The organism is Streptomyces sp. NPDC002328, assembly GCF_042890065.1.
Taxonomy (GTDB): Bacteria; Actinomycetota; Actinomycetes; order Streptomycetales; family Streptomycetaceae; genus Streptomyces.
The window spans coordinates 490,425-505,918 of the sequence record NZ_JBIARQ010000001.1; the positions used below are offsets into that span (position 1 = coordinate 490,425).

Sequence of the window (15,494 nt, forward strand, 5' to 3'; positions counted from 1 at the left end):
CCCGCCCCCGGGGTCGGACAGACTGACGTCATGGACATCAACACGAAGAGCAGCGGCGGCAGTTCGAGGGCGCAGGGAATGCTGCGGGCCGCCGGGCGGGGGTTCGTGCTGGCCGTGGTGTCGCTGCCGGCGGCCGTTCTGTGCTTCACCCTGTCCCTCGTCTCCCTGGCGCTGATACCGATCGGGATCGGCCTGTTCACCACGCCATGGGTGCTGAAGGGGGTGCGCGTCTGGGCCGAGCGGCGGCGGGCGGTCGCCGCCGCGTGGGGCGGGGTGCGCATCCCGTCGGCGTACCGGCCGGAGCCCGAGGACGCCAACCCGTGGACGCGGACCTTCGCGCTGCTGCGGGACCCGGCGACCTGGCGGGATCTGCGGTGGTTGCCGGTGGATATGACGGCCGGGTTCGTGACCGCGCTGCTGCCGGCGGTGCTCGTGCTGTTCCCGCTCGAAGGGTTCGCGCTGCCGCTCGGCCTGTGGCGGGTGTACGCCGAGACGGAGGGCGGCGCCTACTGGTACGGGTTCGTGCCGGTCGAGGACCAGACCTCCGCGTTCGGCGCCGCAGCCCTCGGCGCCGTCGTCCTGATCATCGCTCACCGGTACGCCGTGAGCGCGTTCCAGGCCCACTTCCGTCTCACCCGAGCCGTCCTCATGCCCAGTCAGGCCGAACTGGCCGAGCGAGTACGGGTGTTGACCGAGACGCGACGGGACGCGGTGGACGCCTCGGCGGCGGAGCTGCGGCGCATCGAGCGGGATCTGCACGACGGCGCCCAGGCCCGTCTGGTCGCGATGGGCATGGACCTCGGCACCGTCGAGGCGCTCCTCGACAAGGACCCGGAGAAGGCCCGGCGTCTTCTCGCGCGGACCCGGCAGTCCTCCGCCGAGGCCCTCGCCGAGCTGCGGGACCTGGTGCGCGGCATCCACCCGCCGGTGCTGGCCGAACGCGGACTGGGTGACGCCGTAAGGGCGTTGGCGCTGCGGACGCCGACGCCCACCGAGGTGACGGTGGAGCTGGAGGACGGCCGCGCGGACGCGCCCGTGGAGTCGGCCGCGTACTTCGCCGTCAGCGAGGTGCTCACCAACGCGGTGAAGCACTCCGGCGCCGACCGGATCTGGATCGACCTGCACCACAGTGACGGCCGGCTGCGGATCTCGGTCACCGACGACGGCAAGGGCGGCGCGGCCGTCGGCGCCGGCTCCGGACTCGCCGGGGTGGAAAGGCGACTGGGTACATTCGACGGCGTCCTGGCCGTCAGCTCCCCGGCGGGCGGTCCCACCATGGTGACCATGGAGATCCCGTGCGCGTTGTCCTAGCCGAAGACCTGTTCCTGCTGCGGGACGGGCTGGTACGCCTCCTGGAGGCCTACGACTTCGAGGTCGTGGCCGCCGTGGAGAGCGGGCCCGAACTGGAGCGGGCCCTCGCAGAGACGAAGCCGGACGTCGCCGTGGTCGACGTCCGGCTTCCGCCGACCCACACCGACGAGGGCCTCCAGTGCGCGCTGCGGGCCCGCCGACGCACGCCCGGCTTCCCGGTGCTGGTGCTGTCGCAGCACGTGGAGCAGTTGTACGCGCGCGAGTTGCTCGCCGACGGCAGCGGCGGGGTCGGCTATCTGCTGAAGGACCGGGTGTTCGACGCGGACCAGTTCGTGGACGCCGTACGGCGGGTCGCCGGCGGCGGCACCGCCATGGACCCGCAGGTGATCCAGCAGTTGCTGGCGCGGCGCGCCGACGACCGGCCGCTGGGCCGGCTGACGCCCCGCGAGGTGGAGGTGATGGAACTGATGGCGCAGGGCAGGTCGAACGCGGCGATCGCCGCCAAGATGGTCGTCACGGAACGAGCCGTCGCCAAGCACACCGCGAACATCTTCGGCAAGCTGGGCCTCGAGGTCTCCGACGACGACAACCGGCGGGTGCTGGCGGTGCTCGCCTACCTGGACCGGGACAGGTGATTCAGGTAACTCCCTTGTCCAGTAGGGCTGTTGAGGATGTCACCTGTGGGGGCCTTGGGGCTGAATTGTTCCACGGACCTCTCATCAATTTCTGAGACCGCTGAACACCTCCGGTGCGGCATGCGTATGGATGGACGCCGCTTCACTCCTGTCGGGCGCCTCAATGCTGCCCCGCAAGGAAGTCAGAGGAGTTCCATGGGACGCAACACACGTAAACGCCGTTCGTCGATGGCCAGCAAGGCCATAGCCGCATCGGCGGCCCTAGCGCTCGGTGGGGGCGGGCTTGTCTGGGCGAATTTCTACGCTTCTGCGGGCGAGAAGAACTCGTCCCGCAACCAGGTCAAGGCCGCGGCCACCCAGGTGGCGACCATCTCCTGCCCCGACGTCGGGCAGAAGCTGACCAATGTGCCCCGCGGTGCGCGCGCGGGCGTCGACAGGGAGTTGGCGCTGCTGGACAAGCAGATCACCGAGGCCTACGCCCGGCTCGCCTCCACCCGCCAGGCACAGACCAATGACGCCGGATTCGTCCAGAACGCGATCCTCGGCCCGCTGAAGGACAAGCGGACCGCGACGATCGACCGGATCCGGATCAACATCCAGCGTGCCGGCGGCTCCGCCCAGAACCTGAGCCAGCTCTCCACCTGCACGCCGCAGACCGTGCAGACCAACGCCGGCAACGGCGGCGGCCAGAACAACGGCGGGAACAACAACAACGGCGGCCAGAACAACGGCGGCCAGAACAACAACGGCGGCCAGCAGGGCAACGGCGGCCAGAACAACAACGGTGGCCAGCAGGGCAACAACGGTGGCCAGCAGAACAATGGCGGCCAGCAGGGCAACGGCGGCCAGCAGGGCAACAACGGCGGTCAGCAGCAGGGCAACGGCGGTCAGGCCGGAAACGGCCCGGTCGCTGCGGACTTCGTCGACATCACCCAGGCCGGTAACAACAACCAGCTGGGCGTGGGTCAGAACGGTCTCGCCGCCAACGGCAACAGCGGTTCGCGGGGCACCTTCACCTCGAACTGCGGCACCAACGGCAACGACAACCACAACACGGACAACGTGATCGTGGCCCCCGGTGTCACCAACGGCGCCCACCACCTGCACGACTACGTCGGCAACCAGAACAACGACGCCTTCGCGAGCGACCAGGAGCTGGCCGGTGCGAGCACCAGCTGCCAGAACCAGGGCGACAAGTCGTCGTACTTCTGGCCGGTGCTGCGCGTCCAGGACGGTTCGCAGGACTTCGACCAGAACAACGACGGTGGTGGCAAGGAAGGCAACGTCGGCAAGATCCTTCAGCCCGCCCAGGCGCAGCTGAAGTTCGTCGGCAACAAGAAGGGCAACGTCGTCGCGATGCCGACCGCCCTGCGCATCATCACCGGTGACGCGAAGGCCTTCGTCAACGGCAACGCCAACGCCAACGTCAACTGGAGCTGCACCGGCTTCGAGAACAAGGTGCAGCTGAAGGACAAGTACCCGATCTGCCCGCAGGGCAGCCAGGTGGTCCGGACGTCCAACTTCCAGAGCTGCTGGGACGGCCAGAACATCGACAGCGCCAACCACCGGACGCACGTGTCCTTCGTCCAGGCGGACGGCACCTGCGCCAACGGCTTCAAGGCGATCCCCCAGCTCCAGGTCCGACTGGTCTACAACGTTCCGCGTCCGGCCATCCAGAACGGTGTGGTGACGAACGCCTACGCGGTGGACTCCTTCCCGGAGAACCTGCACAAGCCGATCACCGACCACAACGACTTCATCAACTTCTTCTCGGGGAACCTGATGAACAAGATGGTCAACTGCATCAACACCGGCAAGCAGTGCAAGTGACCCCGAGGGTCTGACCGAGCACTGAGCGAAGACGAAGGCCGGCGGTGAGAAAATCTCACCGCCGGCCTTCGGCGTGTCCGCGTGACGAATGCGGGGACTCGAGCGGACTTGAGCCCCCGGTGACCTCAGTGACCGGAGTGCGTCGCCCCGTCGGAGGGCTCGTGCGATCCCTCGTGCGCGGCATGGTCGATGCCGTCCTCGATGTCGCCGCCTAGCGTCTTGCGCAGCGCCGTCACCGTGTTCGTCTCGCCCACGGCCACCCACTTGCGGCCCACCAGGTAGTGACCGCCGTAGTCCTTGGCCCCGTTGATCCACTCCCGCAGTCCGCGGTCGGTGGCGAAGGTGACCAGGATGAACTTGCCGTCGGGGTTCTTGCAGATCGCCTGGCGCAGTTCGTCGGCGTCGGTCTGCATGTTCGGCGTGCACTTCACCTCGGCGGCCAGCTGCTCAAGGCTGCCCGTCGCCGTCTCGGGGACGGCGGCCTGCGCGTCGCCGCCGGAGCCGCCGCAGCCGGTCAGCGCGAGCGCCGCCGCGGCGCCGGCCACCGCTAGTGCCATCGGTCGGGTCACGTTCATCTGTCCGTCCTCCCTGGAAGAGCCTCGTCCTGGATACGGCTCCCGCGCACGGTCCGCTCAAAATACCCGTGTCCCGATGCCCCCGGCCGTGCCAAGGTGGGCCGGTGAAACACGACGACCAAGACTGGGAAGACCGGGTGACCGCCGCCTGGGGGTCCTTCGACGCCTACGGCGAGGAGGGCGCGGCCGACTTCCGGGCCGTGATCGACGCGCTCGTGGCGGAACTGCCGGCGGGCAGCCCGCTCGGCCCGTTCGAGCGGGCCTGCGCCTGGGACTCCACCGGCCGCTCGGACCTGGCGGTCCCGCTGTACCGGGAGGCGCTCGCGGCCGGCCTCGACGGCTACCGGGGCCGGCGCGCCAGGATCCAGCTCTCCAGCTCCCTGCGCAACATCGGCCGCCCGGAGGAGGGCGTCGAGCTGCTCACCCCGGAACTGGGCGCCCCCTCCGACGAGTTGGACGACGCCGTCCGCGCCACCCTCGCCCTGTGCCTGTCCAGCCTGGGCCGCGACCGCGAAGGCCTGGCCCTGGTCCTGGAGTCCCTGGCCGCCCACCTCCCCCGCTACCGCCGATCCATGACGAACTACGCACGGGCACTGAACTAGACACGGCAGGCACGGGAGGCACGGCAGGCACGGCCAGGCACGGCAGGCACGGCAGGCACGGCCAGGCACGGCCAGGCACGGGAGGCACGCCGGGCACGGCCGCCCCGGGGCAACCCCCCGCACGCACTCCCCCGCCCCGCGCGTCCCCCCGGGTGACCATCCGGTTGTTCGCTCGTTGCGCTGGGCGTGCAGCCACAGGATGTCGTTCCGCGCCCCGTACCCGGATCCTCCGCCGACCGGGTCGTCGACGTCGAGCAGGCCGAGGCCGCGCTCGTCGAGCATTACCCCCGGCTCGTCCGGATCGCCTATCTGGTGCTCTCCCCGGATCTCGGCCGCGGCCGGCGCGTCCTGACCGCGCACGCTCTCGTCCAGCGCGCCCTGCCCCGCGGCGGCGGCCCCGCGCCCGTGATCCCGGCGCAGTCCACCGCCCGTGACGGCGACGCCGGCTACGCCTACGTCCGCCTCCAGGTGGTGCGCGCGGCACTGGCGGCGGGGCTGCCGCTCAAGCGCCGGGTCCGGGCCGGGCGGGCCCAGCTGCCGGCGCTGCTCCCGGCGCTGCTCCCCCAGGTGTGGGGGCTGCGCCTCTTCCCCCGCTCCGGCGGCGCCGAGGAACTCGCGCTGGACCAGTCCCTCACCGCGCTGTCCGGTCCGGCCCGCGCCGCCTATGTGCTGCGCGGCCTGGAGAAGCTCTCCGACGGCGAGGTGCGCAAGGCGCTCACCGAGGCCGGGGCGGAGGACGCGAGCGCCGCGCTCGGCGAGGCCGACGCCGTCCCGGCCCGGTACGGGCTGCTGGAGTCCCCCGAGTTCGACCCCTGCTCGCTCCAGGCCCGCCCCACCGATCTGATGCGCCGCCGCCGGCACACCCGGGCCGCGCTCGCCGCCGCGGCCGCGCTCGCCGTGTGCGGCGCCCTGTTCGCGCTGCCCGGCGGCGGCTGGGGCCCCGACGGCGCCGCCGCCCCGCCGTACGCGCAGAACCCGGCGGCGGAGGCCGCCCTCGACCCGGGCCGGCTGGTCAGGGTCTCCCCCGTCGCCTGGAAGACCGCCACCCGCGCCGACTTCTCCGTGTGGCCCGCGCGCGGCGAGCTCACCGGGGACAGCGCGCTGCTGCGCCGCGCCCTCGCCGTGTGGGCCCGTCCCGGGGAGACCGTGCGCGTCTCGGCGACGCCCGGCACCCCGGCCGGCGGCCCCTCCGGCCCGCCCCAGCTGCTCTACGCGGGAGACGTCGGCACCGCGCGCGTGGTGATCCTCCACGACGGTCTGCGCATCGCCCGCTACGCCGAGCCGAAGGACGGCACGGACGGCGCGGCCCTGGACCTCGCGCGGGCGGACGGCGCGCTCGGCCCCGAGGCGGGCGCGGTGGTGCTGGACCGGGCCGACGGCAACGTCCGCTATCTGACGGCCCCCTGGGTGACGAAGGCGGCCGAGCGGGACCTGTCGAAGCCGGGCGCCGGGCTGATGGACCTGACGCTGACCGACGGCATCACCTCGCCGCTGGCCAGCCCCGCCACCCGGGCCGGCGCCTGCACCACCTGGAACGTGCTCCAGCTCTCGACCGCCTCGGGCCCGTACCTGCTGAGCGACCTGGGCGAACTCGTGCCCGCCCGGATCACCGCCGGCCGGCCCTCCGCGCCGAAGGACGCGACGGGCGCGGAGGCGCTGCGCACGTGGGCGCCGTTCGCCTGCTCGCTGGGCGAGGTGCGCGGGCAGGGCGTGCGGGCGGTCAACGCCTGGGCGTACGCGCGGCAGCCGCTGCCCGACGGGAGCGGCGTCGGCGGGTGGGCGTGCACGCGCGCCGAGACCTGGCGGGGCGACGGGACCAGGGTGCTGGCCCAGTTCCGTACGCCGGGCGGTCTCTTCGGGGCGGTCGCGGCCCAGGCCGGGGACGTCCCGGCGTGCGGTCCGCGCGAGCCGCACGTGCTGGCCGGGGTGCTGTGGAAGTCGGAGTCCGGCTCCTGGTACCTCCTCGCGGCCGGCGACAAGGGCACCGAGTCGGTGCGGGCGACCGGCGGGGTGCGCGGGGAGTCGGACGACAACCTGCTGGCCGTACGGGCGAAGCAGGGGGCGCGGGCGGGCGTGGAGGGGACGCTGGAGGACGGGCGGTCGATCAGCGGACTGCGGTAGCGAACACCGTGAGCGGTCCGGTCCGTTCGCGTCCGGATTCGATCGGTAAGGTGTTCGTATGACTACCGGGGTCCGCCGCAGGATGGGAGTGGAGGAGCGTCGGCAGCAGTTGATCGGCGTCGCCCTCGAACTGTTCGCCCGTCGCTCCCCCGACGAGGTCTCCATCGACGAGATAGCGGCGGCCGCCGGTATCTCGCGCCCCCTCGTCTACCACTACTTCCCCGGCAAACTCAGCCTGTACGAGGCCGCGTTGAAGCGGGCCGCGCAGGATCTGGCGGGCCGGTTCGCCGAGCCGCACACGGGGCCGCTCGGGGCGCGGCTGCTGCGCGTGATGCGCCGGTTCTTCGACTTCGTCGACGAGCACGGGCCCGGTTTCTCCGCCCTGATGCGCGGCGGCCCGGCGGTGGGCTCGTCGACGACGAACGCGCTCGTCGACTCCGTGCGCCAGGCCGCCTACGAGCAGATCCTGTCCCACCTGGGCATCAGCGATCCGCCCGCGCGCCTGGAGCTGGTCGTGCGCTCCTGGATCTCCCTCGCCGAGTCGACCGCGTTGATCTGGCTGGACGGGCGGCGCATCCCGCGCGAGGAGCTGGAGGTGCAGCTCGTGCAGGACTTCGCCGCGCTCGCCGCGGTGAGCGCCGCCCATGACGCGGAGCTGCGCACCCTGCTGCGGCCCGTCCTGGGCGACGAGCCGGCCGACGGCCCGTTCGGCGCCCTGGCGGCCCGGCTCATCGCGCTCGCGTCCTGACGGACCGGGCCTGACCGCCGTCGCGTCAGCTCTCGTACTTGCGGTACGAGGGGTCGAGGTCGCGCACCTCGGCGGAGGCGTGCACGGCCAGGCCCTCGGCGGGCTTCAGATGCTGCCGCAGCAGGTCCAGTACCGATTCGGTCAGCCGTGCCTTGGTCTCCTCGGTGCGGCCGGCCAGCAGTCCGATGTGGACGTGGACGATGGCGTGCCCCTCGGTGTCGGGGCCGACGGTGGCGTCCTCGGTGCGGCGGAACTGCGTCTTGCAGGCGGGCGGCTTGGCCGCCGCGATCTCGACGACGGCGGTGTGCAGCGCCGTGGCGAACCCGGGCCGGTCGAAGTCGTCGACGAGCCGGTCGGAGTAGTCGACGGTGATCTGCGGCATGAGCGCTCCTGATTCTGGGCGGCACGGCGGTCGACACGGCGGGCGACCCGGTCTCGGGCACCCTGGTTCCGGGCGACGCGGATCACCCTAGTCGGCCGCCTCGCCGGCCCCGGCGGCGAGGCTCAGGGCCAGCATCGCGATGTCGTCCTCGCGGTCGTGCCCGAAGCAGCCGAGCAGGGTGTCGCACAGCGCGTCCAGTCCCGGCAGCGCACCCGCCGAGGCCGCCCGGAGGTGCTCCATGGAGACGGCGAGGTCGGTGCCCCTGGTCTCGATCAGACCGTCGGTGACCATCAGGAGCCGGTCGCCGGGTTCCAGGAACAGTTCGGTGGGCGGCGGATGGGGCACGCCCAGGCCGAGCAGGGGGCCGGCGGCCTTGACGTAGTCGGCGCTGCGGGTGTCGCGGACGATGAGCGGCGGGATGTGACCGGCGTTGGCGACGAGGGTCCGCCCGGTGCCGGGGTCGAGCCGGACCAGGCACACGGTCGCCGTGACCTCGGGGTGATAGTGCAGGAGCATCCGGTCCAGCCGTTCGGCGAGCACGGCCGGGTCGCTCTCGTCGACGCAGTAGGCGCGCAGCGCGTGCCGGATCTCGACCATGACGGTGGCCGCCTCCAGCGAGTGCCCGACGACGTCGCCGACGGCGGTGAGCACAGCGTCCCCGGTGCGCAGGGCGGCGTAGAAGTCGCCGCCGATCTCGGTCTCCCGGGAGGCGGGCACGTAGCGGACCGCGACGTCGATGCCGGGCAGGTCGGGCAGCCGGTGCGGCTGGGGCAGGAAGCTGTGCTGGAGGGTGAGCGCGACATGCCGCTCGACCTGGTACATGAGGAGCGGTTCGGCGGCGAGCGCGGCGGCCTGCGCGAGCCGCGCCACCATCGCCTCGCGCTCGGGGTTCACCCGGCGTACGTCGCGGGTGGGCATGGCCAGGCAGACCGACGCCCGGCCGTCCTGGGCGGGGATCAGCACCAGCCGGGCGTCGTGCTGCATGCCGGGCCGGAAGAAGCCGGCGGGCCACAGCGGGGCGGGCACGGTGGTGATCTGCACCCCGGCCTGGCCGCGGGAGAGCCGGCGCAGCAGCCCGGCCACGGTGCGGTGGGCGCCCGCGTCGGGCAGCGCGAGCGAGGTGCGGTCGCGGGAGGCGCCGCGGTAGAGCACGTCGTCCGGGCCGAGGACGAAGACGGCGGCGGGCCCGCCGGTGAGCCGCCCGGCGCCCTCGGCGGCGGCGTCGGCGAGTTCCTGGAGGGAGCGCGCCGACTGCACCGTGACGATCGTCTCCGACAGCAGCGACAGCCTGCGGGCCAGCGCCTGGTCGCCGGCCCGCAGCCGGGCGGCGCGCACCGCGGCCCGGACCACCGCGTCGATCTCCTCGGGCTCGGCGGGCATCGTCAGATAGGCGTCGCCGCCCGCGTCCAGGCCCTGGCAGCGGAAGCCCGGGGCGAGCGCGGCGGCCGAGAAGTGCACGACGGGCAGCCCGGCCATGTGCGGCCGGGCCTTGAGCCGGCGGCACAGGTCGAAGCCGCTCATGTCCGGCAGGCCCACGTCGACCAACGCCACGTCGGGCAGGGCGCCCTGGCGCAGCCGTACGTCGAGTTCGACGAGCGCCTCGCTGCCGCTGGCCACCGGGACGACCTGATGGCCGGCGCGGCGCAGCAGCGCGCCCATGGCGAAGCGGCTGGCCGCCACATCGTCCACGACCAGCACCGTCGTGTCGGTCCGCTTGCCGTCGACGTCCATTGTCAGCCCTCGGACACCCCGGTGGAGCGGACCGCGTTCGTGGTCCGCTCCACAAAGGTAAGCCCTTGCCTAGGGTGTGCGGGAGAAGACCGCCACGGTCCGCCCCGGAACGGCGAACGTGCCCGATTCCGCTTGGTAGGTCGCAAACTTGACGGTAGAGTCCGCGCCCGCCGCCTGCACCGGGTGCAGGCGGTAGCCCTTCCGGGCGAGCGAGGCGACCCGCTGCTCCTGTGTCCGCGGCGTCGCGTTGAAGACGACGACGAGGTCGCCGAGGGCCATGGTGATCACGCCGGGCGTCTCGTCCGCGCCGGACAGCGGGAAGGACAGCGCCGACTGCACCCGGGCGGCCGTGCCGAGGGAGAACGCCTGCTCCGTCGTACGGATCCTCAACAGGTCCCGGTAGGCGGCCGATGCGGCGTCGATCTGCGGGCAGCCCACCCGGACGGTGTTCAACAAGGGCTTGGCGTAGGGCCACTTGGACTGGTTGTCGGCGGCGGGCGGAAGTCCGCGGCCGAAGCCGTTGCCGTCGGCGCAGTTCCAGTGGATCGCGTTGAACCAGTCGCCGCTGTCATAGGAGTTGCGGTCCAGGGACTTGGAGCGCAGCAGGTCGGTGCCGGCCTGGGAGAGGGCCGGGCCCTGGGACAGGGTGGCCGTGGCCATGGCGAGGACCTGCATCCTGGCCCGGTCGGCGGCGCTCGTCGTCGCGGGCAGCTTGAAGGCGAGGGCGTCGAAGAGCGACTCGTTGTCGTGGGCGTCGGCGTAGGCGAGGGCGTCGCCGGGGGCGTCCGCGTAGCCGGCGGGGCTGCCGTTGTAGTCGACCTCGGCGCCGGTGACCTCCCTGCCGCCGGTGCCGGTGAAGCGGTACGCGGCGAGGTTGCCGCTCAGGCCGACCTTGATCAGGTCCTGGTAGTGCAGCAGCCGGGCCTTCTGTTCGGCCGGAGTGCCGTTGCTCGTAGAGGAGTTGGGGTCGGTGTACAGCCCGGACGCGAAGCCCTGGACGCCTGGGTCCTCGTCGAAGGGGCCGCCGCCGCGCACGGCGTCACGGGCGCGGTCGGAGAAGGTGGCGACGCCGGTGCCCGCCATGTTCTTCTGCGTGGCCTGGACGAACCGGGCGTCGTCGGCGACCTCGCCGAAGTTCCAGCCCTCCCCGTACAGGATGATCTTCTTGCCGTCGACGCCGTCCTTCTGGAGCGTCAGCGCGTCGAGGGCCTTGCGGACGGCGAGGATGTTGGCCTTGGGGTGGTGGCCCATGAGGTCGAAGCGGAAGCCGTCGACCTTGTACTCCCTGGCCCAAGTGACGATCGAGTCGACGACCAGCTTGCCCATCATGGCGTTCTCGGTGGCCGTGTTGGCGCAGCAGGTGCTGTTCGCGACCGAGCCGTCCGCCAGGAGCCGCTGGTAGTAGCCGGGGACGACCTTGTCGAGGACGCTGGTGGCGGCCTGTCCGGAGGCCGCGGTGTGGTTGTAGACGACGTCCATGACGACCCGCAGGCCGTCGTCGTTCAGCGCCTTGACCATCCGGCGGAACTCCACCGTGCGGGCGGTGCCGTCGGGGTCGGTGGCGTACGAGCCCTCGGGCACCGTGTAGTGGTACGGGTCGTAGCCCCAGTTGTAGGCGTCCTTCGCGGCGGTCTTCGCCACGCACGCCTGCTGCTGGTCGGAGTCGGGCGCGTGGGCGGCGAGGTCGCAGTCGACGGTGGCCTGGTCGGCCTTGCGCTCCGGGATGGTGGCGATGTCGAAGGCGGGCAGGAGGTGGACGTAGGAGGTGCCGGCCTTCGCCAGCCGACGCAGGTGGCGGGAGCCGTCGCTGTCCTTGTCGGTGAAGGCGAGGTAGGTGCCGGGGTGCGCGGCCGTCGGGTCGGCGACCGAGAAGTCCCGGATGTGCAGCTCCTGGATCTGGGCGTCCTTGAGGGGGACGGCCCGGGGCTTGGCGTAGTCGGACCAGCCGCGCGGGGCGAGGGACCTGTCGGCCAGGTCGACGAGGAGGCTCCGCTCGGAGTCCGCGGTCAGGGCGAGGGAGTAGGGGTCGGTGACCTTGTTGGTGACGACCGCGCGGACGCTGGGCGCCCACACCGTCACGGCGTACCGGTAGGGCTTGCCCTTCCAGGACTTCGGGCCGGTGACGGACCAGACGCCGGTGGCGGCGTTCCGCTTCATCCTTACGGTGGCGCCGTCGAGTTCCAGGGACACGTTCCGCGCGGTCGGCGCCCATACGGCCAGCGTGGGGCGGCCGTCGCGGAAGGTCGGGCCCAGGTCGGCCTCGGTCGCGCCGGCGTAGAGGTCGTCGAGCACGCCGGCGATCTGCACGCCCGTCGCCGCGAGGACCGCGCCGTTCGCGGCCCGCTGGGAGGCGACGAGCTGTCCGCCGAGGGCCTCGCGGACGCGGTCGCGGTCCCGGGGGTCGACGGTCCAGGCGGCGTAGCCGCTCAGGTGCGGGAACCTGGCCTTCTGGGCGTCGCTGAGCGCGGTCTTCGACAGCCGGAGCCAGCGTTCGTCGTCGCTGGTCAGCGCGCCGTCCTTCACCTCGATCGAGCCGTCGCGGGAGTACAGCAGCTGGGTGGAGGCGGCGGCCTCGGAGCCGTTCCAGGCGACGGTGTTCCGGTCGATCCAGACCGCCTTGGAGGTGGTCAGGTCGAGCGCGGCGGCGGACCCGGCCGGCTGCGGGAGCAGGTACTTCTCCTGGCCGCCCATCAGCCACACCTCGTGGCCGTTCGCCGTGAGGTCCAGGGACTGGTCGGCGGGCAGGTCCTTCTCGTCGCCCTTGTGGAGGATGTAGCTGAGACTGGTGGCACCCTCGGTGAGCGGCACCTCGAAGACCGCGCCATAGGGGTCAGTCTTCACCGGTTTCAAGGGGTTCGACCAGTCGGTGGGGTGCGCGGCGCCCGTCCAGACGTGCAGTCCCCAGCCGTCGTAGGCCCCGTCGGCGCGGTGGTAGTGCAGGACGGCCTTGGTCTTGTCCGGCGACGGAAGGGCAGGGCGCTCGGTGCGGACCTCGGGCTTGCCCTGCTCGATCCAGACCTCGCCCGTCCGGGTGACGTCGATGGAGCGGTCGACGGAGACGTCCTTGTTCCCCTGCTCGTCGATGACGAGGAAGCCGACGTTCGACGCGCCCGGCTTCAGCTTGACGTAGGCGAAGGCGCCGTAGGCGTCCCGGCCGACGAAGGGGTGGCTGTCGGGCCAGTCCGTGGACTCGCCGTCGGCGAGGTCGCCCCAGGCGTACAGGCCCCAGCCGGCGTAGTCGCCGTCGGTGCGCTTGTAGTGGACGATCGCGTCGTCGCGGGAGGACGCGGTGGGCGTCTCGGGGACGGGCGGCGCGCCGGTGACGGAGGCCGCGGTCGCGCTCGCGGTGCGTCCGGCGGAGTCGACGACGACCGCCTTGTAGCGCAGGGCGGTGCCGGGCGGCACGTCCTCGCCGATGGTCTGGGTGACCTTGTACGGGGCGTGGTCGGCGGTGCCGAGCGTGCGCCACGCGCCGTTCCCGACCTGAGCGGCGAAGACGACGCGGTCGAGCTGTCCGCCTCCCCCACTCTCGGCTTCGATCTCGACGGTGCCGGTGGCTCCGGCGGCCGGGGCCCGGAGCGTGACGGCGGGCGCGGCGGCGGGCCGGGCGAGCGGGCGGGCGGCCTGGAGGACGATCGCCGAGCCGGCCGGGACGGTGACGGTGATCTTCTTGTCGGCGTCGGACGTCACGGAGGCCGAGGTGCCGTGGATCCCGCGGAAGGCCGTGCGCGCCGAGCCGGTCGGGAAGGTCGCCGGCTTCGCCTCGTCGGCGTTGTTGAAGGCGACGACGTACTCGACGCCGGTCTTGGCGTCGGTGCGGGAGACGGCGTAGACGCCGGGTCCTTCGGCCGCGTAGCGCTCGGTCTGGACTCCGTCGGCGAGGGCGGGGTGGGCCTTGCGGAGCTTCGACAGGGCGCTGATCTGCCGGTACAGCGGCGCGTTGGGGTCGTAGGCGTCGCTCGCGTGGGTGCGGTCGGTGCCGATGAGGTCGTCGTCGAGGTAGTCGGCGGTGTGTGAGGCGAACATGGTCTGGCGGGCGTCCTTGTCGCCGCCGGCACCGGTGAAGCCCTGTTCGTCGCCGTAGTAGACGACCGGGTTGCCGCGGCTGAGGAACATCAGCTCGTTGGCGAGCCGGTCCTTCCTCAGCAGTTCGGCGTCGGTGGCGTCCGGGTCGTCCTGCTTCAGGAAGGTCCCGATGCGGCCCATGTCATGGTTGCCGAGGAAGGTGACCTGCTCGTAGGCGTTGGCCTTGTCGGTCGTGTACTTGTAGTCCGCGCCGAAGACGGCGGCCAGCTTCTTCGCGCTGCCGCCCTGGGAGGCGTACTGCCGGGCCGCCTCCTGGAAGGGGAAGTCGAGGGTGGCGTCCAGGCGGCCCTGGGTGACGTACGGGGAGGTGACGTCGGTGTCGGCGGAGTACACCTCGCCGAACATGAAGAAGTCGTCGCGTCCTTGCTTGGCCGCGTAGGCGTCGAGGGCGGTCGCCCACTGGGTCCAGAACTCCATGTTGACGTGCTTCACGGTGTCGATGCGGAAGCCGTCGATGTCGAAGTCCCGCACCCACCGCTGGTAGATCTTCTCCATGCCGCTGACGACCTCGGGGCGCTCGGTCCACAGGTCGTCGAGGCCGGAGAAGTCGCCGTGGGCGGAGCTCTCCCCGGCGAAGGTGGAGTCGCCGCGATTGTGGTACAGCGCGGGGTCGTTGAGCCAGGACGGCACCTTGTCGTTCGTGGCGGCCCGGGGCGTGCGCGGGAAGGAGTCCGCGTCGACGGCGGGGAACTTCCCGCCCTCGGCGGCGTAGTCGGCGTCGTCGAAGGGCCGGCCGTCCTTCGTCAGATAGGGGAAGGCGCCCTTGGAGAGGTAGTCGTACGACTTCTCCTGGTAGTCGACGACGTCCGCGGTGTGGTTGGTGATGACGTCGAAGAAGACCTTCATGCCCTTGGCGTGCGCCCGGTCGATGAGGGTCTCCAGGTCCTTGTTGGTCCCGAAGTGCGGGTCGACCTGGGTGAAGTCGGTGATCCAGTAACCGTGGTAGCCGGCCGAGGCGTTGGCCCCGGTGCCCTGCACGGGCCGGTTCTTGAAGATGGGGGCCATCCAGATGGCGGTGGTGCCGAGGCCCTTGATGTAGTCGAGCCTCTTGGTCAGGCCCTTGAGGTCGCCGCCCTGGTAGAAGCCCTTGTCGGTGGGGTCGTAGCCGGTGGTCAGGCGTGAACCGGTCAGCCTGCCGCGGTCGTTGGCGGTGTCGCCGTTGGCGAAGCGGTCCGGCAGGACGAAGTAGAACTGCTCACGGGTCAGGTCGTGGCGGGATTCGGCCCTCGCCAGCTTCGCGTCGGACGGGGGCGCGGGCGGGGCGTCGGCCCGCGCCGCGAGGGGCTGGACGAGCGCTGCGGCCAACGCGGTCACGGTGACCGCGGCGACCCGTCCGGCCCCGGGGGTACGGCGTCCGACCTGGGCGGTTCGGCGTCCGGCTCGGGCGGTTCGGCCTCCGGGCGGCGCCGGCCATCTCGGTTTCACAGCAGTGGACTCCTTGCGCTACGGCTCTCGTGGGTCCGACCCCGCGCG

General features: G+C 72.0%; 10 protein-coding genes. 6 read left to right on the forward strand and 4 right to left on the reverse strand.

The window, feature by feature from the left end:
- The first annotated feature begins 30 nt into the window (after positions 1–30).
- The 3 genes from ACFYX4_RS02225 to ACFYX4_RS02235 all read left to right on the forward strand — a co-directional run bounded on the left by ACFYX4_RS02225 (position 31) and on the right by ACFYX4_RS02235 (position 3,776).
- Positions 31–1,311, forward strand: a complete 1,281-nt coding sequence (locus ACFYX4_RS02225) for a sensor histidine kinase (protein WP_389324367.1) — start codon at positions 31–33, stop codon at positions 1,309–1,311.
- Positions 1,296–1,946, forward strand: a complete 651-nt coding sequence (locus ACFYX4_RS02230; RefSeq protein ID WP_389324370.1) for a response regulator — start codon at positions 1,296–1,298, stop codon at positions 1,944–1,946. The genes ACFYX4_RS02225 and ACFYX4_RS02230 overlap by 16 nt, the downstream gene beginning before the upstream one ends.
- A gap of 195 nt (positions 1,947–2,141) precedes the next feature.
- Entirely contained in the window at positions 2,142–3,776 is a 1,635-nt protein-coding gene (locus tag ACFYX4_RS02235) for a DUF1996 domain-containing protein (RefSeq protein ID WP_389324373.1), read from the forward strand.
- A 125-nt stretch (positions 3,777–3,901) separates the two neighbouring features.
- Here the strand turns inward: ACFYX4_RS02235 and ACFYX4_RS02240 are convergent, their stop codons facing one another.
- Positions 3,902–4,351: a hypothetical protein gene (locus ACFYX4_RS02240; RefSeq protein ID WP_389324377.1), complete on the reverse strand. Its 450-nt coding sequence runs from the start codon at positions 4,349–4,351 to the stop codon at positions 3,902–3,904.
- Between the two features lie 104 nt (positions 4,352–4,455).
- On the opposite strand from ACFYX4_RS02240, the gene ACFYX4_RS02245 reads away from it, so the two are divergent.
- From ACFYX4_RS02245 to ACFYX4_RS02255, 3 genes are all read left to right on the forward strand, one after another.
- The gene (locus ACFYX4_RS02245) at positions 4,456–4,953 is read left to right on the forward strand and encodes a tetratricopeptide repeat protein (RefSeq protein WP_389324380.1); all 498 of its coding nucleotides are present in this window, start codon (positions 4,456–4,458) and stop codon (positions 4,951–4,953) included.
- A gap of 186 nt (positions 4,954–5,139) precedes the next feature.
- Entirely contained in the window at positions 5,140–7,074 is a 1,935-nt protein-coding gene (locus ACFYX4_RS02250; RefSeq protein ID WP_389324383.1) for a hypothetical protein, read from the forward strand.
- 58 nt (positions 7,075–7,132) lie between these two features.
- Positions 7,133–7,822, forward strand: a complete 690-nt coding sequence (locus tag ACFYX4_RS02255) for a TetR/AcrR family transcriptional regulator (protein WP_389324386.1) — start codon at positions 7,133–7,135, stop codon at positions 7,820–7,822.
- A gap of 25 nt (positions 7,823–7,847) precedes the next feature.
- Here the strand turns inward: ACFYX4_RS02255 and ACFYX4_RS02260 are convergent, their stop codons facing one another.
- The 3 genes from ACFYX4_RS02260 to pulA form a co-directional block, all read right to left on the reverse strand.
- Positions 7,848–8,204 carry a 5-carboxymethyl-2-hydroxymuconate Delta-isomerase gene (locus tag ACFYX4_RS02260; RefSeq protein WP_389324389.1) on the reverse strand — a complete coding sequence of 119 codons (357 nt, stop codon included), beginning with the start codon at positions 8,202–8,204 and terminating at the stop codon, positions 7,848–7,850.
- A gap of 87 nt (positions 8,205–8,291) precedes the next feature.
- Positions 8,292–9,935, reverse strand: a complete 1,644-nt coding sequence (locus ACFYX4_RS02265; protein ID WP_389324392.1) for a SpoIIE family protein phosphatase — start codon at positions 9,933–9,935, stop codon at positions 8,292–8,294.
- A 69-nt stretch (positions 9,936–10,004) separates the two neighbouring features.
- The gene (pulA, locus tag ACFYX4_RS02270; protein ID WP_389324395.1) at positions 10,005–15,446 is read right to left on the reverse strand and encodes a pullulanase-type alpha-1,6-glucosidase; all 5,442 of its coding nucleotides are present in this window, start codon (positions 15,444–15,446) and stop codon (positions 10,005–10,007) included.
- Positions 15,447–15,494 lie beyond the last annotated feature (48 nt).

Coding starts and splice junctions, on each gene's coding strand:
- ACFYX4_RS02225 (WP_389324367.1), top strand. CDS start 31: ATGGACATCAACACGAAGAGCAGCGGCGGCAGTTCGAGGGCGCAGGGA.
- ACFYX4_RS02235 (WP_389324373.1), top strand. CDS start 2,142: ATGGGACGCAACACACGTAAACGCCGTTCGTCGATGGCCAGCAAGGCC.
- ACFYX4_RS02240 (WP_389324377.1), bottom strand. CDS start 4,351: ATGAACGTGACCCGACCGATGGCACTAGCGGTGGCCGGCGCCGCGGCG.
- ACFYX4_RS02255 (WP_389324386.1), top strand. CDS start 7,133: ATGACTACCGGGGTCCGCCGCAGGATGGGAGTGGAGGAGCGTCGGCAG.
- ACFYX4_RS02260 (WP_389324389.1), bottom strand. CDS start 8,204: ATGCCGCAGATCACCGTCGACTACTCCGACCGGCTCGTCGACGACTTC.
- ACFYX4_RS02265 (WP_389324392.1), bottom strand. CDS start 9,935: ATGGACGTCGACGGCAAGCGGACCGACACGACGGTGCTGGTCGTGGAC.